Origin of the sequence: Kitasatospora dryopteridis, from assembly GCF_050749075.1 — a bacterium.
Classification (GTDB): domain Bacteria; phylum Actinomycetota; class Actinomycetes; order Streptomycetales; family Streptomycetaceae; genus Kitasatospora.
In genome coordinates this window covers 1,506,418-1,527,485 of the sequence record NZ_CP192749.1, presented here as the reverse complement: position 1 = coordinate 1,527,485, position 21,068 = coordinate 1,506,418, and the positions used below count along the sequence as shown (strand labels likewise).

The window sequence follows — 21,068 nt, the reverse complement described above, 5'->3', positions numbered from 1 at the left end:
GCCGCATGGGCACGACAGCGACCACCACCGCGCCGTCCGCCGCCGACCTGATGGAGTCGGTGGCGGCCGTCGGCGCCGCGTACTTCCAGGACTTCGCGGCCGCCGCGGGCCGGCACGGGCTCAGCTCGAGCCAGGCCAAGGCGCTCAAGGCCGTCCAGGAGCCGGTGCCGATGCGGGCGCTGGCCGGGCGGCTAGGCTGCGACGCGTCCAACGTCACCGGCATCGTCGACCGCCTGGAGGCCCTGGGCCTCGCCCACCGCGAGGCCGCGGCCGGCGACCGGCGGGTCAAGATCGTGGGCATCACCGACCGCGGCCGCGAGGTGCTCGACCTCGTCCGCGCCGACATGGTCCGCACCCGCGACGCCTTCGCCAGCCTGGCCCCCGAGCAGCGCACCGCCCTGCAGCAGCTCTGCGACCACGTGCTCCCGCTGCTCGCCGAACGCCAGGCGTAGCCACCCGCGGGGTGCGCGGACCTCGACTGTTAGGCTTGCGAAGCGTGAGCGCGAAGCCCCAGATCCCCAATGTCCTGGCCAACCGGTACGCCTCGGCGACGCTGGCCCAGCTCTGGTCCCCCGAGCACAAGGTGGTCCTCGAGCGCCACCTGTGGCTCGCCGTCCTCAAGGCCCAGCAGGACCTCGGCATCGAGGTCCCGGCCGGCGCCGTCGCCGACTACGAGCGCGTGATCGACCAGGTCGACCTGGAGTCGATCGCCGCCCGCGAGCGGGTCACCCGGCACGACGTGAAGGCCCGCATCGAGGAGTTCAGCGACCTCGCCGGGCACGAGCAGATCCACAAGGGCATGACCTCCCGGGATCTCACCGAGAACGTCGAGCAGCTGCAGATCCGCCAGTCGCTGGAGCACGTCCGCGACCGCACGGTGGCCGTCCTCGTCCGCCTCGGCCGGCTCTCCGCCCAGTACGGCGAGCTCGTCATGGCCGGCCGCTCGCACAACGTCGCCGCCCAGGCGACCACCCTCGGCAAGCGCTTCGCGACCGTCGCCGACGAGCTGCTGGTCGCCTTCGAGCGTGTCGAGGAGCTCCTCTCGCGCTACCCGCTGCGCGGCATCAAGGGCCCCGTCGGCACCGCCCAGGACATGCTCGACCTGCTCGGCGGTGACGCTGACAAGCTCGCCGAGCTGGAGCGCCGGGTCGCCGCCCACCTCGGCTTCGACAACGTGCTCACCAGCGTCGGCCAGGTCTACCCGCGCTCGCTGGACTTCGAGGTCGTCTCCGCGCTCGTCCAGCTGGCCGCCGGCCCCTCGAGCCTGGCCAAGACCATCCGCCTGATGGCCGGCCACGAGCTGGTCACCGAGGGCTTCAAGGCCGGCCAGGTCGGCTCCTCGGCGATGCCGCACAAGATGAACACCCGCTCCTGCGAGCGCGTCAACGGCCTCGCCGTCATCCTGCGCGGCTACGCCTCGATGACCGCCGAGCTCGGCGGCGACCAGTGGAACGAGGGCGACGTCTCCTGCTCCGTCGTCCGCCGGGTCGCCCTGCCGGACGCCTTCTTCGCCTTCGACGGCCTGCTGGAGACCTTCCTCACCGTCCTCGACGAGTTCGGCGCCTTCCCGGCCGTGATCGAGGCCGAGCTCGACCGCTACCTGCCGTTCCTCGCCACCACCAAGGTCCTGATGGGCGCGGTGCGGGCGGGCGTCGGCCGGGAGACCGCGCACGAGGTCATCAAGGAGCACGCCGTCGCCTCCGCCCTGGCCATGCGCGAGGGTGCCCGCGAGAACGCGCTGCTCGGCCGCCTCGCCGACGACGAGCGCATCCCGCTGGACCGCGCCGCCCTGGACGCGCTGCTCGCCGACCGGCTCTCCTTCACCGGCGCGGCCGGTGCCCAGGTCGCCGAGATCGTCCGCCGGATCGAGGCGGTCGCCGACCGCCACCCGGAGGCCGCCAAGTACGCCCCGGGCGACATCCTCTAGGGCTTCTGTTCAGGGGCGCGGGGAACTTCGCGGTTCCCCGCGCCCCTTGTGCGATCCCTCATGTGCTGTCGGGGTTCGGTGCGGTTCGCGGGTGGCCCGGGTCCATGGGCGGGGTGGTGGTGTCGCAGCGCCAGGTGCAGTTCGGCTCGGCGACCTCCCGTTCCGGCTCCAGGGCGTCGCTGCGGACGGTGGCCAGCGCCAGCAGGCCGCCCGCGGCGAGCAGGCCCGCGCAGATCAGCATCGCCGTCGCGAAGGCGTCGTCGACCTCCGCGGGGACGCGGTACGCGTCGCCGCTCAGCCCGGCGAGTGCGGGCAGCGCGGCCACCGCGAGCAGCCCGGCCGCGCGGGCCGCCGCGTTGTTCACCCCGCTGGCGATCCCGGCCCGCCGGACGTCCACCGCGGCCAGTACGGTCGCGGTCAGCGGCGCCACCAGCAGCGTCATCCCGCAGCCCAGCACCGTCACCGCGGGCAGCACGTCCGTCCAGTACGAGGCGTCCGGGCCGATCCGCAGCATCAGCAGCACACCGGCCGCGCAGATCATCGGGCCGAGGAACAGCGGCAGCCGCGGCCCGATCGCCCGGCCGAGGCGCCCGGCCCGGCTGGAGAAGGCCAGCATCAGTACGGTGATCGGCACCAGCGCCACACCGGAGGCCAGCGGGCTGAAGCCCGACACCACCTGCAGCTGCACGGTCAGCAGCAGGAAGATCCCGCTGAACGCGCCGTACACGCACAGCGTCACCAGGTTGACCGAGGCGAACAGCCGGGAGGAGAACAGCCCCAGCGGCAGCATCGGCTCCGGCGTCCGCCGCTCCACCAGCACGAACGCCACCCCGAACAGCACGCCCAGCAGCCCGGCGACCGGCGCGAAGACGCTGCCGGTCTCGGTCAGTGCGTACGTCACGCCGCCGAGCGCCAGGGCGGCGAGCACCGCGCCGAGCACGTCGAACCGCCCGGAGCGGTCCGGGTCCCGGGTCTCCGGCACGTGCCGGGCCGACACTGCGATCACCACGACGGCGACGGGCACGTTCAGCAGGAAGATCCACCGCCAGCCCGGCCCGTCGACCAGCCAGCCGCCGAGGAACGGGCCGACCGCCGCCGCGACGCCGCCCAGCCCCGACCAGGCGCCCACTGCGGCACCCCGGTCGTCCGGGTGGAACACCGCCTGCAGCATGGCGAGCGACCCCGGCGTCAGCAGCGCCCCGCCGATGCCCTGCAGGGCGCGGGCCGCGATCAGCACCTCGATCGTCGGTGCGGCCGCGCACGCCGCCGACGCCACCGCGAACCAGGCTACGCCGATCAGGAACACCCGCCGCCGCCCGTACCGGTCGCCCAGCGAGCCGCCGAGCAGGATCAGCGCGGCCAGCGTCAGCAGATAGGAGTTGACCGTCCACTGGAGGGCCTCGAGCGAGGCGTCCAGATCCTCGCCGATCCGCGGCAGGGCCACGTTGACCACGGTGCCGTCCAGCATCGCCATGCCGGAGCCGAGCACCGTCGCCAGCAGCACCCAGCGCGCCCGTGCCGAGCCCATCCGGATCGCCAGTGCCGCCTCGTCGCCGCTCATCCTTCGATCGTCCCCCGCACCGGGTCCCGCGCGCACCCCACGGGGAGGAAACGGCCATCGCTGACCGGGGCAACCGAAGCGTCACCACATGGACCCTCGCGGCGAGCTGGTGAACGCCCGTCGCGGTAGCACTGATCGGGTCACTTCAAGAGGCGGCAGAAATGCGGCTGTCTTACATTCGAGCCGTCCGTGGGCGGTCCTCGACCTCAAGGTAGCTGCGATGATGAGACACTCAGGCCAGGTGATTGCCACTGCATTATTGGCAACCGGCGCATTCACTTCTCCGGCCGCCGCGAGCCCGGCCGGCCCCGATCCAGCGGCGATCTGCGCCGTCGCGGGCCAGTACGCAGCTGCCGGATTTCTGTCCGAGGCAAGGGCGCTCTACAAGCAGGTGGCTGATTCCGACCAATCCAGCTGTATCGTCACGGGCGTTGTCAAGGTTCGCATGCAGGAGATCGACGCAACGGAGGCAGCAGAAATCGGGCGGCGTTTACTCGAGAGCGGCGACCTTGACTCCGCCCGGGTGAAGTTCCAGGAAGCACTGGATTTGAACAAGACGAACACGGACGCTGCGGCCGGTCTTGCCGAGGTTTCGGCGCGCAGGGCTCTTGCAAGGTCTGATTTCTCTGGCATTCGCGCTGGTCAACGGGGGATGCCGAGGAGGTCGAGGGGCTTGGTGAAGGGTTCGTAGGACAGGTCGCGGACGGCCGCGGCGATGTTGGTGGCGCCGTCGGCGCGCAGGTGGTTGAGCGCGGTGTTGCGCAAGCCGGCCATGTTCTCCGGGCCGTGACCGGTGCGGACCTGGGAACGGTCCTCGTCCCAGAGGGTGTCACGAACGTAGTGGATCTTGTTCTCGATGCCCCAGTGCCCGCGGACGGCCTGGGCGAGGTTCTCGGGCTTCGCCCGCGACGAGGGCAGGTCGGTGACCACGTAGACGGTCTCGCGGGTCCGCTTGCCGGTGGCCTGTTCGGTGCGGTGACGAGTGATCCGGGCGACCTGCCTGACGTGCGGGAACGCGAAGTGGGAGACGGTGAGGACCTGGACGACCCGGGTCTCGGTGCGACCGTGGCCCCGGCTGCGGTCGTAGTACTTGGCGGTGGCCTGCTTCCAGGGCAAGGCCCGGCAGCTGGCGTGCAGGGTCGGCTGGTTGGCCTTCACCGTCAGGACGAAGTGGGCCTTCTTGTCCTCGACCAGGAACCGGGCGGTCTCGACCTGGGTGTGCAGGGCGTCGGCGGTGACGACCGTACCGGAGATGTCCAGCGCCGCCAGCAGGTCCCGCAGGCACGGGATCTCGTTCGTCCCGTCCGGCACCCGCAGCTGAGCCAGCAGACGGTCGTCCTGGTCGACGACCGAGAGCAGGTGGGCGGCCTGCCGGTCTCGGGTGCGTGAGCCCCTCGCGCTCTTGCCGTCCGCCGCGAGCCGGCGTGGCCGGGGACCCGGCTCGCCGACCGGCTGCAGCAGGACAGCGAGCCCGGCCGGGTTCAGCTTCTCGACCACACGGCGCACAGTGTCCATCGACGCCGCCGGCCGCACGCCCAGCGCGCCGCGCGGCGGGAAGCCCAGCCTCTCCAGCGTGTGCTGCGGGGCGCGCCGTAGCCACTGACCAATCGCCGCGTACGAACGGGCCCCGGCCACCACCGCGCAGGCCGCCGCGCGGACCAGTGCGAGCAGTGGATACCGCCGTCCGCGCCGATCCCGCGGGTCCCACGCCTCGGGCCCGTCACCCGCACCGGTGACAACGCACGACAGCACGGCCGCGGGCATGGAAGACTCACAGAACACCGAAGCTCCGTTGGTAGTAAGCGACTTGAGAGGTCACTCACACCAACGGAGCTTCGGTCTTTCCGGTCACACCCCCGATGACCAGGCGCTTTGCAAGATCACATCGACCTTGCAACAGCCCTGACTCCTGCCAGCCGCGGTCCGGGGTCGCTGGTGGAGGATAGTGCGCTCAGCCCGAGGCTGGCGTACGAATATGCGTGCCTGGCCGGCCTTCCGCAGCCTCCGGCTGCGTCCAAGGCCATCCGATACCTGCGCTTCGCCCTGCCAGCCAAGGGTGACAAGCAGCTCGCCTGGGGCGATCCATGTTTGCGCGGCCTGCGTACCGAGGGGGAATTTCAGCAGCTGACGGGCAATGCGCCGCCGGAGGGATTCCTGGATCTGCCGACTTTTTCCGATCACCGGGCCGGCATGCGCGCCGCAGGACTGGTGTCGCCGAGTGATCTGCTCCACTTCACCGTTACCAGTCGGAGGCGAAATAGGTTGGCTGCGCACCTGTCTGCGTCGCCCATCGTCATCGCCAGGTACCGACGGATCGCGCAGCTGGCCGAACTTCACGGAAACCTCATGATGCCTGCGGTTCTCCATCTCCTGTTGGAATGCGAAATCGATTCTCCGGCCCGTCTGAGACTGGCAGTATTGAGCAGCCTGGGCGGCTTGGTGGAGGATCTGGAAGCTCGAGCTGAAGAATCTGGCGTGGCCCTCCCGCCAGAGCCGCGCACCTGGTTGGAATCAGCAGCTTCCAGGGCCGGTCGCTTTCAGTGCGCCGCGAGGGCACTCCTGTGCCGCCGGTAGATGCTCACGTGACACGGGATGACCGAGCGGAGGCGCCGATGGGCCCGGCGTGTTCGGTTCGGCACGCTGGTGGGAGCGTTTGCAGTCGGCTGCCTGCGGCGATGCTTGCGGCACGTCGTGTCCGCCGAGTTCTCCGGGCCGCCTGCTCCTAGTCTGGGCGCATGTCAGCCCCCGGCCCCGACTGGGCCCGCATCGCACCGGGCTGGGACCCGGAAACCCGGACCGACCGCGACGACGAGGCCGCCGAGGCGGAGCTCGCCGCGATCGGCCGCACCGCGGGCCGGGTCGCCGGCGGCGGCATCCGGGCCGCCGTCCTCGGCGTCAACGACGGGCTGGTCACCAACCTCTGCTTCATCCTCGGCATCGCCGGCGCCGCCGTGGACGCCGCGACGGTCCGGCTGTCCGGGCTGGCCAGCCTGGTCGCCGGGGCGCTGTCGATGGCCGCCGGCGAATGGGTGTCGGTGCGCGGCCAGCGCGAGGTCGCGCAGGGCATGGAGAGCACCCTCCAGCAGGCCTGGCGGCACTCCCCGCCGGTCGTGATGGCCCACCTGGCGCGCAGCATGCGCGAGCGCGGCCTCGACGCGGAGACCGCCGTCCGGGCCACCCGCGGCGTCGTGTCGGCCGGCCGGACGGCCCGGCCGACCAGTCTGCGCATCCTGTTCGGCGTCAGCGTCCAGGACGCCGGTTCGCCGGCCGTCGCCGCGGTCAGCTCGCTGCTGCTCTTCGCCGTGGGCGCACTCGTACCGCTGGTGCCGTGGTTCGTCACCGAGGGCGGCACCGCAGTGACCGCCTCCGCGGTGGTGACCGCCCTCGCCTCCCTGGCCGTCGGTGCCGCCCTCGGGCTCGGCTCAGGCCGCAGCGCCGTGCTCACCGCGCTGCGGCAGCTCCTGATCGTCGCTGCGGCCTCCGCCGTCACCTACGGCCTCGGCGCCCTGGCCGGCGACGCCGTGGGGTGAGGAGCTGTCTTCAAGGGCGCTCGGGCGGTCGCTCCGGGGGCGCACAGCCAGGCTCCGATGCTCCCGCGCTACTCCAGCAGGCCGGCGCGGCGCCAGCGCGGGGCTGTTCGGTGGTCGACGATGCCGAGGTCGGCGAAGAACACCATGGCCTTGCGGGCCCAGTCCGTACGGGCCTGCTGCCAGTGCGGGTTGGCGGCGGCGGCCCGCCTGGCCTCGGCGACGTCCAGCCCGGCGAGGGCGTAGACCCGCGGGTGGACGAGCTCCGCCACCGCGAGCCGGGCCATCACCAGCAGGCCGCGCCGGAACACCGCCCGCCGTGGCGCGCCCATCCCCGCCCAGAGCCGCTCCAGCTCCGGCTTGGCGTAGCCGATGTGCCGAGCCTCCTCGATCACGTGGATGCGCGCCACCTCGCGGGCCAGCGGCTGCAGCGACTCGTCGCGGACCATCTCGCGCTGCATCGCGTCGGTGAACTCCTCCACGAAGATCGCCCCGGCGAAGGTCATCGCGGTGTCGTTCAGCAGGAAGTGGAACTTGCCGCGCCGGTGCGCCTTCGCGGTCGGCCGCGCCGACGGGTAGCCGGTCGCCGTGATGTACTGGGCGAACATGGTGGAGTGCCGGCACTCGTCGGCGACCTCGGTGAGCGCGTACTGGGCGTGCCGGGTGGTCAGATCGCTCTCGTACACGTGCCGGATCAGGCCCTCCATGAGCACCAGCTCGAACCAGATGCCGGCCGCGGTCGCCGAGGCGAGCTGGTGGACGCTCAGCTGCGCCCGCTGCCGCGGCGTGAGCGACTCCCACAGCGGCGTGCCGTAGAGGGCGACCCGGTGCTGCGGCAGCGCGAAGTGGTCGGGGTCGAGGTGCTGGTCCCAGTCGATCTCGGTCAGCGGATCGTAGGAGTGCCGGGCGGAGGCGCGCAGCAGCCGGGCGGCGTTCTGCTCGCGGTCCTCGGGGCGGGCGGCGGTCTCTCGCATGGTCGGCTCCGGTGGGGGCGGGGGCACCAACGGGAGCAGTGAACCAGTTAGACGACGTGTCAACAAGGGGTCGCGCGCGGGCCGCGTCCGCTCCGGGGACACTGACCCCATGGAGCCAGTCGCGGCCTTGGAGCGCATCGCCTTCCTGCTGGAGCGCGAGGACGCCTCCCCGTACCGGGTGAAGGCCTTCCGCACGGCGGCGGACGCCGCCCGCACCCTGCCCGGCGGGCCGGTGGACGCCGCCCGCGCCGCCCGGCTGCCCGGGGTCGGCCCGAAGACCGCCCAGGTCATCGCCGAGGCCTCGGCCGGAGGCGTCCCCGGCTATCTCGCCGAACTCGAGGAACGCGCCGGACCGCTCGCCGAGGGCGCCGACGAACTGCGCACCGCCCTCAAGGGCGACTGCCACCTGCACTCCGACTGGTCCGACGGCGGCAGCCCGATCGAGGTGATGGCCCGCACCGCCCGCGACCTCGGCCACGAGTGGGCCGTCCTCACCGACCACTCGCCCCGCCTCACCGTGGCGAACGGCCTCAGCGCCGACCGCCTCCGCGAGCAACTGGAGGTCGTCGCCGCACTCAACCGCGAACTGGCGCCGTTCCGGCTGCTCACCGGCATCGAGTGCGACATCCTCGACGACGGGAGCCTCGACCAGGAGGACGGCCTGCTCGCCGAACTCGACCTGGTGGTCGCCTCCGTCCACTCCAGACTGCGGATGGAACGCGCCCCGATGACCCGCCGCCTGCTCGCCGCCGTCCGCAACCCGCTGGTCGACGTCCTCGGCCACTGCACCGGCCGCCGGGTCGGCGACCGGCCCCGCCCCGAGTCGCAGTTCGACGCCGAGGCCGTCTTCGCCGCCTGCGCCGAGTCCGGCACCGCCGTCGAGATCAACAGCCGCCCCGACCGCCGCGACCCGCCCACCGGGCTGATGCACCTCGCGATCCGGGCCGGCTGCGTCTTCACCGTCGACAGCGACGCCCACGCTCCCGGCCAGCTCGACTGGCAGGCGTACGGCTGCGCACGGGCCGCCGCGGCCGGGATCGGCCCGGACCGCATCGTCAACACCCGATCGGCCGACGACCTCCTCGCCTGGACCGCCGCCTAGGCAGCGGTCACCCGGCGGGGGCGCGGCCGCGGTTTCAGGCGGTCAGCCGTTCCCGCAGGTGGCCGAGGGTCTCGTCCTTGATGCCCAGGCCCGCGCGGGCGTAGCTCTCCACGTCGCCCCAGCCGTCCGCGACCGCCTGCAGGGCGGCCTCCAGGTAGGCGGTCCGTACCCCGAACACCGCCTCCGCGATCTCCGGGTCGCCGCCGCCCGCGGTGAACGCCTCGATCAGCGGGGCGAAGGCCGCCTGCACCGCCGCACCCACCGACAGGTACTCGGCGGCCACCGTCCGCTCGTCCGCGCCGAGCAGCAGCAGGACGAGTGCCGCACCCCAGCCGGTGCGGTCCTTGCCCGCGGTGCAGTGGAAGAGGACGGGCCCGCCGTCCTTGTGGGCGAGTGCGGTGAGCAGCTGCCGGTACGCCTGCCGGGCGGACTCGGCGGTGACGAAGGCGCGGTAGTCCGCGGCCAGTGCGCGGGCCGCCCCGCCGGCCCGGAACTCGCGGTTGGCGAGCAGGGGGTCGGCGAAGGCGGCGGCCAGCCGGGCGGCGGTGCCGGTGCCCGCCGGGTCGGCCATGACGTCGGCGACCAGCAGGTGCGCACCGCCCGGCATCCGGTCGGGGCGGGCGGCCCGTTCCCGCGCGGTGCGCAGGTCGACGACGGTGCGCACACCGAGTGCGGCGAAGGCGGGGTCGGAGGGGACGTCCAGGCGGTCCAGCTGGCCGGAGCGGAACGCCAGCCCCGGTCGGATCCGGGCGCCCCCGGCAATCGCGATCCCACCGAGATCGCGCAGGTTGGCGACGGTGCTGGAGCCCACGGTCCGGGAGCACTGCATGGCTACCTCCAGGCAGGGACGCGACTCATCTGCACGGTAGGCCCAGCGGTGCCCGGCCGCTCGCGGAACGCGGCCGTCCGACGCCGGAGCGCGGATGCGGCCCGGGCGGCACCGCCCCGCCGGGGCAGGGGGCGCAGGGGAGGCGCACGACAGCGCACCGGGCGCGCGCCGCCCGTGCCTCGCGCGCCGCATTGCCCGGCGGACCGCCAGGCGGCAGTGTGTGTCGGGGCTCACACAAGGTGGGCGGAGGAAGGGACGGACCGCCGGACATGGCAGCCAAGATCCTGATCGTCACCGGTGACGCGGCGGAGTCGCTGGAGGTGTTCTACCCCTACCAGCGGCTGCGCGAGGAGGGGTACGAGGTGCACATCGCCGCGCCCGCCAAGAAGACGCTGCAGTTCGTGGTGCACGACTTCGTGGACGGCTTCGACACCTACACCGAGAAGCCGGGCTACACCTGGCCCGCGGACGTCGCCGTCGCCGACGTCGACCCGGCCGACTACGTGGCCCTGGTGATCCCCGGCGGCCGCGCCCCCGAGTACCTGCGCAACAACGCCGACGTGCAGCGCATCGCCGCACACTTCTTCCAGGAGGACAAGCCGGTCGCGCAGATCTGCCACGGCCCGCTGATCACCCTGGTCGGCGGCACCCTCAACGGCCGTACCACCGCCGCCTACCCCGCGCTGGAGCCGGACGTCGCAGCCGGGGGCGCCGACTTCGTGGACAGTGAGGCCGTGGTCGACGGCGTGGTGGTCTCTGCCCGCGCCTGGCCCGACCACCCGGCGTGGATGCGCGCCTTCGTCGAGGTGCTGCGCGAGAAGGCACCGGTCGAGTAGCGCCGTACGCCCCCGACGGGCGATCAGGGCGGCCCGCCGGCCTCGAGCCGGCGGGCCGCCGCCGTGTCAGAGCTGCTCCGCCCGGGGCGGGTTGGGGCCGGCCACGGCACAGGTCAGCGCCGCCACCCTGGTCGCGAACCGGCACGCCTCGGCGACCGCGTCCGGTGTCAGTGCGTCCGGCCGCCCGCCGAGCAGGCCCTGCCCGCCGAGGCTGTGCAGCAGCCCGGCGGTGAACGCGTCGCCGGCGCCCACCGTGTCCACCACCTCGACCGGCCGCGCGGGCACCGCGATCCGCTCGCCGCGCAGCGAGGCCAGCACGCCGTCGGCGCCGAGCGTCACCACCACCAGCGGCACGCCGTCCGCGTGGAACCGGTCGCACACCGCCCCCACGGCGGCGCCGGGGAACAGGTGGCCGACGTCGTCCGAGCTCAGCCGCAGGATGTCCGCCAGTGCGCACCAGCGCGGCAGCCGCTCCCGGTAGACGGCCGGATCGACCAGCAGCGGACGGACATTGGGGTCGATCGACACCGTCGCCGTGGCCCTCGCGGCGGCCAGGTATGCCTCGATCGCCGGGCCGCCGGGGTCGCGGGCCAGCGCCAGCGAACCGGTGTGCACACAGGCCGGGCCGTCCGCGCCGCCCGGCGTCACGGCCGCCAACTCGGCCTCCGTCCACTGCCAGTCCGCGGTGCCCTCGGCGTGGAAGGAGAAGCTCGCCCGGCCCTCGCCGTCCAGCTCCGCCACGGCCAGCGTGCTGGACTCGGCCGCCGCCGCGCAGCCCGACAGGTCCACCCCCGAGCCGGCCAGCCGAGCACGGAACAGCCGCCCGAAGACGTCGTCCGCGAGCCGCGCCCGGAACGCCACCGGGGTGCCCAGCCGGGCCAGCGCGACCGCGGTGTTCGCCGGCCCGCCGCCCGGGTGCACCCGCAGCGCCAGCTCGCCGGGCCCGCTGCGGGCGGCGTCGGTGAACGCGTCGGCGACGCACTCGCCGATGACGGTGACGCGGACCGGGCTGTGCGGCACTTCGGGGACCTCCTGGACGGGCACGGGTGACCGCCGTCCATCATGCCCGCCGCCGCGGCCGCCGTGCGCCGACGGTCGCGGAGCCTGCCGCCTCAGGGCCGGCCCTCAGCCGGCGGCCGATCCGCCGGCCAGCAGCGCGGTCGTGAACTGCCGCCGTTGCGCCGGGTGTTCGCCGAGCCACCGGCCGAGCTGGTGGACGGCCTCCGGCCAGACCAGGCGGGTCAGGGCGGAGCGGGCCGCCAGGGCCCCGCCGACGGCCGCGGTGACCTCGGGCGGGATCACCTCGTCCCGGCCGGGGACGGCCAGCACCGAGCGGCCGGCGAAGCCGCGCAGCGCGGTGAGCGCGGGGGAGTCCCGCCAGCTGCCGGGCTGCCGGATGATCCCGGTGAAGCCCGCGCCGAACGGCACCGGCCAGGCCTGCCGGGCGTACACCGCGGGCGCGCACAGGCCGACGGCCCGCACCCGCGGGCCGTACCGGGCGGCCAGGTCGGCGACGGTCTGGCCGCTCATGCTGAAGCCGATCAGCACCAGCTCCCCACCGTCGGTGTGCCGGTCGATCAGGGCGGCGGCCTGCCGCACCCGCCGTTCCAGCGACAGCTCGGCGAGCCGGCCGGTGCTCGCACCGTGTCCGGAGAAGTCCAGTGCGAGCGCCCGGCAGCCGTGTCCGGCGAGGTCGCCCAGCAGCGGGACCAGCCGGCTGCTGTCGCTGCTGCCGGCGCCGTGCAGGGCGACGGCGGTGAGCCCGGTGGCGGGCGCGGTGGGCGGCAGGGAGAGGGCGGCGAGGTCCTCGCCGTCGGCGTCGAGACGGAAGCGGTCCATGGCGGGGGCGACGCCGCCCGGGCGGGCGCGGTTCCGGCCCCCGGCCCCGGGTGGCGCCGCCCGGGGTGCCGGGCCGTCCGATCGGGTGAAGGGTGGAGGCATGGCAGTGCAACCCGACACCGTGCGCACCCTGTTCGCCGCGGCGCAGGACACCTTCGGCCGGCACGTCCGCCGGGCGGCCGAGGGCGGCCTCTGGCAGGACCCGACCCCGTGCGCCGAGTGGACCGTGCGCGACCTGGTCAACCACCTGACCGCCGAGCATCTGTGGGTGCCCCCGCTGCTCGAGGGCCGCACGGTCGCGGAGATCGGTGACCGGTTCGACGGCGACGTGCTCGGCGACGACCCGGTCGCCGCGTGGACGGCGGCTGCCGAGGCCTCCCGGGCGGCCTTCGCCGCACCGGGCGCCCTGGAGCGCACCGTCCACCTCTCGTACGGCGAGCGCCCGGTGCTGGGCTACTGCCGGGAGATGACGGTCGACGCGATCGTCCACTCCTGGGACCTGGCCGTCGGCGTCGGTGCGGACCGGGCCATGGACCCGGCCGCCGCCGACTTCGCGTTCGCCGAGGTGTCCCCCTACGCGGACGGCCTGGCCTCCTCCGGCGTGTTCGGGCCGCCGGTGCCGGTGCCGGCGGACGCCGACGCCCAGACCAAGGTGCTGGGCCTGACCGGCCGCGACCCCGCCGACCCGCTGCACGCCGGAGGCTGAGGCCGCCGGCCCCGCGCCGGGCGCCCGCGGCCGACGCCGGTCAGCAGCTGCGCAGGCCGGGCACCTGGTTGAGCAGCTGCGCCCGCGGCGAGGTGAAGCGGGCGTAGGCCTCGCCGCTCTCGGCGCCGGGCCGGAAGGCCGCGACCCGGTGGCAGTTCTGGAAGGCCAGCTTCACCCCGAAGTGCCGCTCCAGGCTGCCGCGGATGGCGTCGCTGGCCATCGCCCGCAGCAGCTGGCCGCGCTCCGCGTCGCTCGGGGCGACCGTGTTGTCGGCGAACTCCTCGGGGGAGTCCTCGAGTTCGCCGCTCAGCCGGGCGACCAGCCGGTACGCGTAGGGCAGCGAGTCGCGGACGGTCTCGACGAACGCGGCCTCCTCGACGTCGCCGTGCTCGGCCTTCTCCAGCAGGGCGGCGGGGACGTTCAGGGACATGGCGGAGCTCCTTCTGATCGCGGAAGCGGTGGGGCAGGCGGATGCCCGGGCGCAAGGGGACGCCCCGGGCTAGTTCTGAAAGTGAAAGTCATTTCCAGCAAGCTCATCCTGATGAGGCCCTGACGACCTGTCAACCCCGGTGTCGGCCGAACGGGGGCCGGGTCGCGCGCCGCACCGGCCGTTCCTAGGCTTGGGGCGAGGAGGTGTCCCGGTGGAAGAGCACACGAGTGGCGCCGACCGGCGCATCCTGGACCGGATCGGTGAGATGGTCGCGGCCGAACGGGAACTCCGGACGATGCTGGCCGAGGGGCGGATCGACCCGGACAGCGAGCAGCAGCGGCTGCGCGAACTGGAAGCGGAGCTCGACCAGTGCTGGGACCTGCTCAGGCAGCGCCGGGCACGGGTCGACGCCGGGGACGACCCCGACCTCGCCGCGGTGCGCAGCATCGAGGAAGTCGAGCGCTACGAGTCCTGAGCGCCACGGTCGGTGACCGCGCGGTCGGTCGCGCCTCTGCGGGTCACTCCCCGCGGGCGCCGAGCAGCGCCTCCAGCGCCGCGGCATTGCGCTGCACGTCGGCCGCGAGCGACTCCATCAACGCGCGGCTCTCGGTGTCCCGCTCGCCGAACCACTCCGCGATGTCGCGGTAGGTGGCGACGACGATCCGCTCGGCCCGCAGATTGCGGGCCAGGGTGGCGGTGAGCGCCGAGTCGGCCGGCACCGAGTAGTCGGTGTGGGCCCGCTGGGCAAGGGTGTCCGGGTCGAAGTTGGGCCGGCCGCCGAGGGCCGCGATCCGCTCGGCCACCGCGACGGCGTGCCGCATGCCCTGCTCGGCGTGCGCGTTCAGCAGGGCCGCCGCCCGGACGGCCTGCTCCCCGCCGCCCCCGGCGGCGAGCGCGTCCCGGGTGTAGCGCAGCCAGCCGACGACCTCGGTGGCGACCACGTCGTTGAGGACGCTGATCGCCCGCTCCTCGTCCAGCCGCGGCGCGGTGCCCGGCTCGGCGGCCATCGTGCGGTGCGCCTCGCGGCTGATGCGGGTCACGTCGACGGCGAAGCTGTCGGCCATTGCGGTGCCTCCTGTGCGCGGGCGGTCCCCGTCATGACCGACGGTATGCCGGACGGCCGCGCGGGGAAACCGGGGCCGGCGCCCCGGGCGGGGGCGCCGGCCGGAGTCCGGGCTCAGAGCGGCAGCAGCTCGGGGCGCTTGGCCTCGATGTGGTCGCCGGAGGACTCGCCGCGCAGGCGGCGGCCGACCCACGGGATCAGGTAGGCCCGGGTCCACTGGAGGTTCTCCCGGCGCTGCTCGGCCGGGGTCGGCTCGGGCTGCGTCGGCCAGGGCGCCTCCGGGTCCTGCTCGACCGGGAGGCCGAGCGAGCGGGCGGCCAGCAGGGCGACCCGCTGGTGGCCCTCGGGGGAGAGGTGCAGCCGGTCGTCGCTCCAGGCGCGGCGGTCGTGCACCGAGCGCAGCGACCACAGGTCGGCGACGGCGCAGCCGTTGCGGTCGGCCACCGCCCGCAGGTGTCCGTTGTAGGTGGCGATCTTGCCGCGCAGGTGGCGCAGCACCGGCACGTTGCGGGTGTCGAAGCCGGTGCAGACCAGCACGGTGCCGGCGTTGCGGGCCAGCTCCACCACGGCCGCCTCGAAGCGCTCGGCGACCTCGTCGGGGTCGCTGCCCGGCCGCAGGATGTCGTTGCCGCCGGCGCAGAAGGTCACCAGGTCGGGCTGGATGCGCCGGACCTCGGGCACCTGCTCGGCCGTGATCTGGTCGAGCAGGCGGCCGCGGACGGCGAGGTTGGCGTACCGGAACTCGCGGTCGGGGCGCCGCTCGGCGAGCATCCCGGCGAGGCGGTCCGCCCAGCCCGCGTAGCGGCCGTCCGGGCCGGGGTCGTTGAGGCCCTCGGTGAAGCTGTCACCGAGGGCGGCGTAGGAAATGGGGTCAAAGGGCTCCAGTAGATCAGGCATGGGGTTGATGTTTCACCCTGTGAAGTGACCTACGCCACCGTAGGTGGGCTGTTGCAGAGCGTGATCTCTGCCACGCCGATCGTCGCCCGCTCGCCTCCGGGCCCTCCCGACCCGGCACCGACGATCGTCGCTCCGTCGCTGCGCTCCCTCGCTCCTCACTTTCGGCACCGGCGGGCCCTACGGCTCGGGCGGGGTTTCGCTCCCTTGCGGTTGGGGGCCTCAGACGGCTGCGGCGCAGGCGTCCAGGATGACCCGGCCGACCAGGGCCGGGTCGTCGCTCATCGGCACGTGCCCGCAGCCGGGCAGCCGTACCAGTCGGGCGCCGGGGATCTCGCGCAGCGCCCGGACGCCCTGGCGGCGCACCAGCAGGCGGTCCCGGGTGCCCCAGCCGATGGTCACCGGCACGCCCGGGACGTCGCCGGTGAAACGCACCCGGCGGCCGGCGGCGAGCGTCGGCGCGAAGCCGGTGGCCTCCCGCAGCGCCCGGGTCTCGCCGATCGCACCCGCGGCGCAGAGCGGCGGCCCGGCCGGGCGTAGATGCTGCTCACCAGCAGGGCGCGGCCGGCCGTGGACCGCGCCAGCCGTTCGACGGCGGGCTGCGGCAGCGCCCGGGCGCCCAGCCGCATGCCGGCCAGTACGGCGAAGGCGTACCGGCGCTCGGGCTCCGTCCAGAACCCGGCGGGGGAGAGGGCGGTGACCGAGCGGGCCAGGCCGGCCCGGCCGAGGCCGAGGGCGAGCAGGCCGCCCAGCGAGTTGCCCGCCACGTGCGGCCGCTCGACGCCGAGCGCGGCGCAGAAGGCGCCGATGGCGGGCACCACGGCCGGCAGGTCGTACGGGACGCCGTCCGGCAGCGCCGGCGAGGTGCCGAACCCGGGCAGGTCGACGGCGATCACCTCGTGGCGGGCGGTGAGCGCGGGCAGCACCGGCTCCCAGGCCTGCCAGTGGTGGCCGATGCCGTGCAGCAGCAGGAGCGGGCTGCCGGTGCCCTCCCGGTGGTAGCGCACCGTGGTGGTGCGCGGGCCGTACGGGGAGGGCAGGGTGAAGGTGACCTCGGCGGGCATGCGGAGCACTCCTCTGTTGGACGGAATGTCAGCAAGGATTACCGACCGGTAGCCGCCCCGGCAAGCCCCCGGCGGCGCCGGTGTCGAGCAGGGCGGAAATGACGTCAGAACAGCGCCCGCTGCGCATCCGGCGCGGGCGGGCGGCGGTGGCGACGCAGCTCCACCCCGCTGCACGGCCCCGACGGTGCCGGGGACAGCCCCCAGCCGGTCAGCCGTCGGGCGTCCAGCAGCAGCGGCTCACCGCCGTCCGGCTGCTCCAGGAACAGCTGCCGCCCGATCGGCGCCAGCAGCGTGCCGCCCACCGTGGCGCCGTCCGCCAGCCCCACCACCTCCCGGTACGCCGGCGGCGGCCCGGCCGACAACCCGAACAGCCCGACCTGGTCCACCACCTCGCCCTGCGGGAACAGCTCCACCGGATGCCCCGCCAGCACCCCCAGCACCGCCGAGCGCAGCTCCGCCACCCGCGCCGCCCGCTCCTCGGGCCCCGGCAGGTGCCACCACTGGTCGGCCTTCGCCCGCACCCCGAAGCGCTCACGGGCCAGCCCCGCCCCGGCCACCGTCAGCTCGGCCCGGCGGACGGCCGGCAGCGGACCCCGCGCGACCACCGTGAACACCGGAGCCCCCTGCTCCAGCAGCCGGGCCCGGCCGCGCTGCTCCGCCGTCAGCCCTACCTTGGCGAGATCGCCGCCGAACCAGGCCAGGTAGAGCAGGTACGTTCTGCCGTCGTCCAGGATCCGGTCGCGCGCCAGCGCCAGCCCGCGGTCGACCGCCTGGCAGGGCACGCACAGCACCGCCCCCGTCGACGGCTCGATCTCCGCCCGGTGCGGGCAGGGTCTGCGGTCGGCCTCACCGGCCAGCCACGGGCCCGAGCAGTACCGCGGCCCGTGCAGCCGCCAGCTCACCGCCGTGCCCGCCGCCACCACCCGCTCGTGCCGCCGGCCGCCGCGCACCGCCCCCAGCACCGCCTGCCCGTCCCGCCAGTCCAACCCGGTGCAGCGCCAGCCCGCCTGCCCGTCCACGTTCGCGACCTCCTCGGCTCCCGCACCCATCCCACCAGACGGCACCGACAACCCGCCCCCGGCCATGGGTGCGGGTGCCCCCGGCGGTGCGGCGGGCGTACGGTCGCCAGGGGGACGTACGAAGGAGGCCCTGTCATGGCGGAGCAGCGGATTCCCGGGATCGACCCGTCGGCGGTGCCGAGCGGCGAGGGGTGCGCGGAGTGCCTCGCCGGGCAGGACGCCGGCTGGTGGCTGCACCTTCGGCGCTGCGCCGAGTGCGGGCACATCGGCTGCTGCGACTCCTCGCCGTCCCAGCACGCCACCCGGCACGCCCGGGAGAGCGGGCACCCGTTCCTCACCAGTTTCGAACCGGGCGAGGACTGGTTCTGGAATGCCGAGACCGGCGAGTACTACACCGGGCCGGCCCTGGCCCCGCCGCTCTCCCGGCCGGGCGCACAGCCCTCGCCCGGCCCGTCCGAGAGGGTGCCCGCGGACTGGCAGAGCAGGCTGCACTAGTGTCCTGAGTCAGGACACTAGGCCCCCGGGAGAGGGCGTGGGCGGTTCAGTCGCCGAGGGCGAGCCGCAGGCCGAAAAGGGCGACCACGCCGCCGGTGATCCGGTCGAGGACGCGCTTGGCGGTCTCCCCGGCGAGCCACCGCTGGACGACCCGGGCGAAGCCCACCAGCACGGCCGACCAGAGCGTGCCGAGCACGATGTGCTCGCAGGTGAGCAGCGTGCCGAAGGCCAGGTGCGGTGCGCCCGGCGGGACGAACTGCGGCAGCAGCGCCATGTAGAACACGCCGACCTTGGGATTGAGCAGGTTGGTGAGTGCGCCGCGCCGCCAGCCGGCGCCGAAGTGGTCGCGTTCGCCGGCGTCCGCCGGGTCGCCCGGTTCGGCGGGGTGCCCGTCGGGCCGGCGCCGCCAGGAGTCGCGGATCATGCGCCCGCCCATCCACAGCAGGTAGGCCGCGCCTGCCCAGCGCAGCACCTCGTACGCCAGGTGGGAGGCGGTCAGGACGGCGGTGGCGCCGGCTGAGGCGAGGACGCCCCAGGCGAGGGTGCCGGTCTGGATGCCGAGGACGACGCCCCAGGCGCGTCGGCGGCGGCCGAGGACGGCGGTACGCAGGATGAGGGCCGTGTCGAGGCCGGGGGTGAGGGTCAGCAGGCCGACCAGGACGGCGAAGGACCAGAGGGCGGTGGCGTTGTCCATGCCCGGTGAGCCTATCGGTCGGCCGTTCCCGGGTCGCCGGGGCGGGGCCAACTGCGGCCCTCCTTGCCCTCGATGCTGCGGTTGAGCCGGGTGAGCAGTCGGGCGAGGGCGGCGACCTCGTCCTGCGGCCAGTCCGCCAGGACGGAGGCGAGGCCGTTCAGCGACCACTCGCGGTCGTGGTGCAGCCGGCGCAGGCCCTCCTCGGTGATGCGCAGTTTGCGGGCGATGCCGCCGGCCGGGTCCGGGATGCGCTCGACGAGGTTCTGACGGAGCATCGCCGCTGTCTGCCGGTTGACCGTGGAGGTGTCCAGGCCGAAGGCGTCAGCGAGCTGACCGATGGTCATCGGGCCCTCGGCCTCGATCCGGCTGAGCAGGGTGTACGCGCTGCGCTCCAGGCGGCCGCCGGCGTCGGCGCGCAGCGCGGCCATCGCCTGGTGGCGTCCGATCAGCATCAGTTCGCGTTCGAGGTCGCCGAGCTCCTCGTGCACAACGTCCTCCTCGTCGGTCCGCCGCCGGTGATCCCTCCGGCTCCAAGTCAATCGTATGTGCATCATGCACATCATGTGTACGATGCATATCGTACCCCCGTGACTTGGAGCCCCTCTTGAGCACACCTCCCTCCGCGCGCACCGGCGGCGGCGCGATCATCGGCGTCCTCGCCGGCGCCGGCATCGCCGTCTCGCTGATGAACACGCTCGTCGTCCCGCTCATCCCGGACCTGCCGGAACTGCTGGGCACCACACCCGCGAACGCCTCCTGGGCGATCACCGCCACCCTGCTCGCCGGCGCCGTGGCCACCCCCGTGCTCGGCCGGCTCGGCGACATGTACGGCAAGCGCCGCGTCCTGCTGGCCAGCCTCGCCCTGATGGTGATCGGGTCCTTCGTCCCGGCGCTGGCCGGCGGCCTCGTCCCGATGGTGGTCGGCCGCGCCCTGCAGGGCTGTGCGGCGGCCGTCATCCCGCTCGGCATCAGCATCATGCGCGACGAGCTGCCGCCGCAGCGGATGGGCTCGGCGATGGCCCTGGTCAGCTCCTCGCTCGGCATCGGCGGCGCGCTCGGCCTGCCGCTGGCCGCCGTCGTCGCCCAGCATGCCGACTGGCACGTGCTGTTCTGGGCCTCCGGCGCGCTCGGCGCGGTGGTGATCGCCCTGGTCGCGGCCTTCGTGCCGGAGTCCCCGGTGCGCTCCGGCGGCCGCTTCGACCTGGTCGGCGCGGTCGGCCTGTCCGTCGGCCTGCTCTGCCTGCTGCTCGCCGTCTCCAAGGGCGGCGACTGGGGCTGGGCGAGCGGCACCACCCTCGGCCTGTTCGGCACCGCCGCCGCGGTGCTGCTGCTCTGGGGCGTCTGGGAGCTGCGCTCCGGCAGCCCGCTGGTCGACCTGCGCACCACCGCCCGCCGCCAGGTGCTGATGACCAACATCGCCTCGGTGGTGATCGGCTTCGCGATGTACGCGATGTCGCTGATCGTCCCGCAGCTGCTCCAGCTGCCGGAGCGGACCGGCTACGGCCTGGGCCGGTCCATGGTGGTCGCGGGCCTGTGCATGGCGCCGTCCGGCCTGGTGATGATGGCCGTCTCGCCGTTCTCCGCCCGGCTGTCGGCGGCCCGCGGCCCCAAGGTGTCGCTGCTGGTCGGCTCGCTGGTGATCGCGGCCGGGTACGCGCTCTCGCTCGGGCTGACCGGGCACGTGTGGGGCATGGTGCTGTTCTCCAGCGTGATCGGCGCCGGTGTGGCCTTCGCCTACGCGGCGATGCCCGCGCTGATCATGTCCGCGGTGCCGGCCTCCGAGACCGCCGCCGCGAACGGGCTCAACAGCCTGATGCGCTCGATCGGCACCTCGACCTCGGCCGCCGTGGTCGGTGTGGTGCTCTCGCACATGACCGTGCGGATGGGTCCCGCGGTGCTGCCCTCCGAGGCGGGGTTCAAGACCGGTCTGACGATCGGTCTGGGCACCGCCGTCCTGGCCGCCCTGGTCACCCTGGCCGTCCCGGGCCGGGCCAGGGCGGCCGCAGCCCCCGCCCTCGTCGCCGAACCCGGCGACGAGCCCGCAGCCGAGCCGGCCGTCCGCGCCTGAGCAGGCAGCCGGCAACCGGCAGACGTACGGGCCGCCCCGC

General features: G+C 74.2%; 22 protein-coding genes and 1 pseudogene. 10 read left to right on the top strand and 13 right to left on the bottom strand.

Translation table 11 applies throughout. The features are described 5' to 3' along the window. The first annotated feature begins 5 nt into the window (after positions 1-5). Positions 6-452, top strand: a complete 447-nt coding sequence (locus ACQ614_RS06985; protein WP_431677477.1) for a MarR family winged helix-turn-helix transcriptional regulator — start codon at positions 6-8, stop codon at positions 450-452. A gap of 35 nt (positions 453-487) precedes the next feature. Next, the gene (gene purB, locus ACQ614_RS06980; protein WP_431677475.1) at positions 488-1,927 is read left to right on the top strand and encodes an adenylosuccinate lyase; all 1,440 of its coding nucleotides are present in this window, start codon (positions 488-490) and stop codon (positions 1,925-1,927) included. Between the two features lie 58 nt (positions 1,928-1,985). On the opposite strand, the gene ACQ614_RS06975 is transcribed toward purB, so the two are convergent. Then, entirely contained in the window at positions 1,986-3,488 is a 1,503-nt protein-coding gene (locus tag ACQ614_RS06975; RefSeq protein WP_431677473.1) for an MFS transporter, read from the bottom strand. Positions 3,489-3,729: 241 nt separating this feature from the next. Here ACQ614_RS06975 and ACQ614_RS06970 point away from each other — a divergent pair, with 241 nt between their 5' ends. Then, positions 3,730-4,179: a hypothetical protein gene (locus ACQ614_RS06970; RefSeq protein ID WP_431677471.1), complete on the top strand. Its 450-nt coding sequence runs from the start codon at positions 3,730-3,732 to the stop codon at positions 4,177-4,179. Here ACQ614_RS06970 and ACQ614_RS06965 read toward each other — a convergent pair. Further along, the gene (locus ACQ614_RS06965; RefSeq protein ID WP_431676013.1) at positions 4,131-5,252 is read right to left on the bottom strand and encodes an ISAs1 family transposase; all 1,122 of its coding nucleotides are present in this window, start codon (positions 5,250-5,252) and stop codon (positions 4,131-4,133) included. The two genes, ACQ614_RS06970 and ACQ614_RS06965, sit on opposite strands and share 49 nt — an antisense overlap. Positions 5,253-6,223: 971 nt before the next feature. Here ACQ614_RS06965 and ACQ614_RS06960 point away from each other — a divergent pair. Beyond that, a complete protein-coding gene (locus ACQ614_RS06960) occupies positions 6,224-7,018 on the top strand; it encodes a VIT1/CCC1 transporter family protein (protein ID WP_431677469.1) in 795 nt (264 codons plus the stop codon). A gap of 68 nt (positions 7,019-7,086) precedes the next feature. On the opposite strand, the gene ACQ614_RS06955 is transcribed toward ACQ614_RS06960, so the two are convergent. Beyond that, entirely contained in the window at positions 7,087-7,989 is a 903-nt protein-coding gene (locus tag ACQ614_RS06955) for an AurF N-oxygenase family protein (RefSeq protein WP_431677467.1), read from the bottom strand. A gap of 109 nt (positions 7,990-8,098) precedes the next feature. Between ACQ614_RS06955 and ACQ614_RS06950 the strand changes: the two genes are divergently transcribed. After that, complete coding sequence (locus tag ACQ614_RS06950; RefSeq protein WP_431677465.1) at positions 8,099-9,091, top strand: PHP domain-containing protein; 993 nt, start codon at positions 8,099-8,101, stop codon at positions 9,089-9,091. A gap of 34 nt (positions 9,092-9,125) precedes the next feature. Here the strand turns inward: ACQ614_RS06950 and ACQ614_RS06945 are convergent, their stop codons facing one another. Beyond that, positions 9,126-9,920 carry a tyrosine-protein phosphatase gene (locus tag ACQ614_RS06945; RefSeq protein ID WP_431677463.1) on the bottom strand — a complete coding sequence of 265 codons (795 nt, stop codon included), beginning with the start codon at positions 9,918-9,920 and terminating at the stop codon, positions 9,126-9,128. A 269-nt stretch (positions 9,921-10,189) separates the two neighbouring features. Here ACQ614_RS06945 and ACQ614_RS06940 point away from each other — a divergent pair, with 269 nt between their 5' ends. Beyond that, positions 10,190-10,756, top strand: a complete 567-nt coding sequence (locus ACQ614_RS06940) for a DJ-1/PfpI family protein (RefSeq protein ID WP_431677461.1) — start codon at positions 10,190-10,192, stop codon at positions 10,754-10,756. A 66-nt stretch (positions 10,757-10,822) separates the two neighbouring features. Here ACQ614_RS06940 and ACQ614_RS06935 read toward each other — a convergent pair whose 3' ends face one another. Together ACQ614_RS06935 and ACQ614_RS06930 are read right to left on the bottom strand one after the other, a co-directional pair. Further along, positions 10,823-11,776, bottom strand: coding sequence for a carbohydrate kinase family protein (locus tag ACQ614_RS06935; protein ID WP_431677459.1), 954 nt, complete (start codon positions 11,774-11,776; stop codon positions 10,823-10,825). Positions 11,777-11,881: 105 nt separating this feature from the next. Beyond that, entirely contained in the window at positions 11,882-12,595 is a 714-nt protein-coding gene (locus ACQ614_RS06930; protein ID WP_431677457.1) for an alpha/beta hydrolase, read from the bottom strand. A 100-nt stretch (positions 12,596-12,695) separates the two neighbouring features. Between ACQ614_RS06930 and ACQ614_RS06925 the strand changes: the two genes are divergently transcribed. After that, the gene (locus ACQ614_RS06925; protein ID WP_431677455.1) at positions 12,696-13,301 is read left to right on the top strand and encodes a TIGR03086 family metal-binding protein; all 606 of its coding nucleotides are present in this window, start codon (positions 12,696-12,698) and stop codon (positions 13,299-13,301) included. A 40-nt stretch (positions 13,302-13,341) separates the two neighbouring features. Here ACQ614_RS06925 and ACQ614_RS06920 read toward each other — a convergent pair whose 3' ends face one another. Further along, a complete protein-coding gene (locus tag ACQ614_RS06920) occupies positions 13,342-13,731 on the bottom strand; it encodes an SCO5389 family protein (protein ID WP_431677453.1) in 390 nt (129 codons plus the stop codon). Between the two features lie 211 nt (positions 13,732-13,942). Here ACQ614_RS06920 and ACQ614_RS06915 point away from each other — a divergent pair, with 211 nt between their 5' ends. Continuing rightward, on the top strand, positions 13,943-14,206 hold the full coding sequence (locus ACQ614_RS06915; RefSeq protein ID WP_363491991.1) for a DUF2630 family protein: 264 nt from the start codon (positions 13,943-13,945) through the stop codon (positions 14,204-14,206). Between the two features lie 43 nt (positions 14,207-14,249). Here the strand turns inward: ACQ614_RS06915 and ACQ614_RS06910 are convergent, their stop codons facing one another. From ACQ614_RS06910 to ACQ614_RS06895, 4 genes and pseudogenes are all read right to left on the bottom strand, one after another. Further along, the gene (locus ACQ614_RS06910; protein WP_431677451.1) at positions 14,250-14,795 is read right to left on the bottom strand and encodes a ferritin-like domain-containing protein; all 546 of its coding nucleotides are present in this window, start codon (positions 14,793-14,795) and stop codon (positions 14,250-14,252) included. 113 nt (positions 14,796-14,908) lie between these two features. Beyond that, entirely contained in the window at positions 14,909-15,691 is a 783-nt protein-coding gene (locus ACQ614_RS06905; RefSeq protein WP_431677449.1) for an SGNH/GDSL hydrolase family protein, read from the bottom strand. Positions 15,692-15,910: 219 nt separating this feature from the next. Beyond that, a pseudogene (locus ACQ614_RS06900) lies at positions 15,911-16,752 on the bottom strand (alpha/beta fold hydrolase). A gap of 104 nt (positions 16,753-16,856) precedes the next feature. Continuing rightward, positions 16,857-17,771, bottom strand: a complete 915-nt coding sequence (locus ACQ614_RS06895; protein WP_431677447.1) for a DUF2797 domain-containing protein — start codon at positions 17,769-17,771, stop codon at positions 16,857-16,859. Between the two features lie 135 nt (positions 17,772-17,906). On the opposite strand from ACQ614_RS06895, the gene ACQ614_RS06890 reads away from it, so the two are divergent. Further along, a complete protein-coding gene (locus ACQ614_RS06890) occupies positions 17,907-18,266 on the top strand; it encodes a UBP-type zinc finger domain-containing protein (RefSeq protein ID WP_431677445.1) in 360 nt (119 codons plus the stop codon). Between the two features lie 46 nt (positions 18,267-18,312). On the opposite strand, the gene ACQ614_RS06885 is transcribed toward ACQ614_RS06890, so the two are convergent. Both ACQ614_RS06885 and ACQ614_RS06880 read right to left on the bottom strand, forming a co-directional pair. After that, complete coding sequence (locus ACQ614_RS06885) at positions 18,313-18,960, bottom strand: LysE family translocator (protein ID WP_431677443.1); 648 nt, start codon at positions 18,958-18,960, stop codon at positions 18,313-18,315. Positions 18,961-18,971: 11 nt separating this feature from the next. Further along, positions 18,972-19,412, bottom strand: coding sequence for a MarR family winged helix-turn-helix transcriptional regulator (locus ACQ614_RS06880; RefSeq protein ID WP_431683845.1), 441 nt, complete (start codon positions 19,410-19,412; stop codon positions 18,972-18,974). 233 nt (positions 19,413-19,645) lie between these two features. Here ACQ614_RS06880 and ACQ614_RS06875 point away from each other — a divergent pair, with 233 nt between their 5' ends. Then, positions 19,646-21,028 carry an MFS transporter gene (locus ACQ614_RS06875; RefSeq protein WP_431683844.1) on the top strand — a complete coding sequence of 461 codons (1,383 nt, stop codon included), beginning with the start codon at positions 19,646-19,648 and terminating at the stop codon, positions 21,026-21,028. The last annotated feature ends 40 nt before the right edge of the window (positions 21,029-21,068 follow it).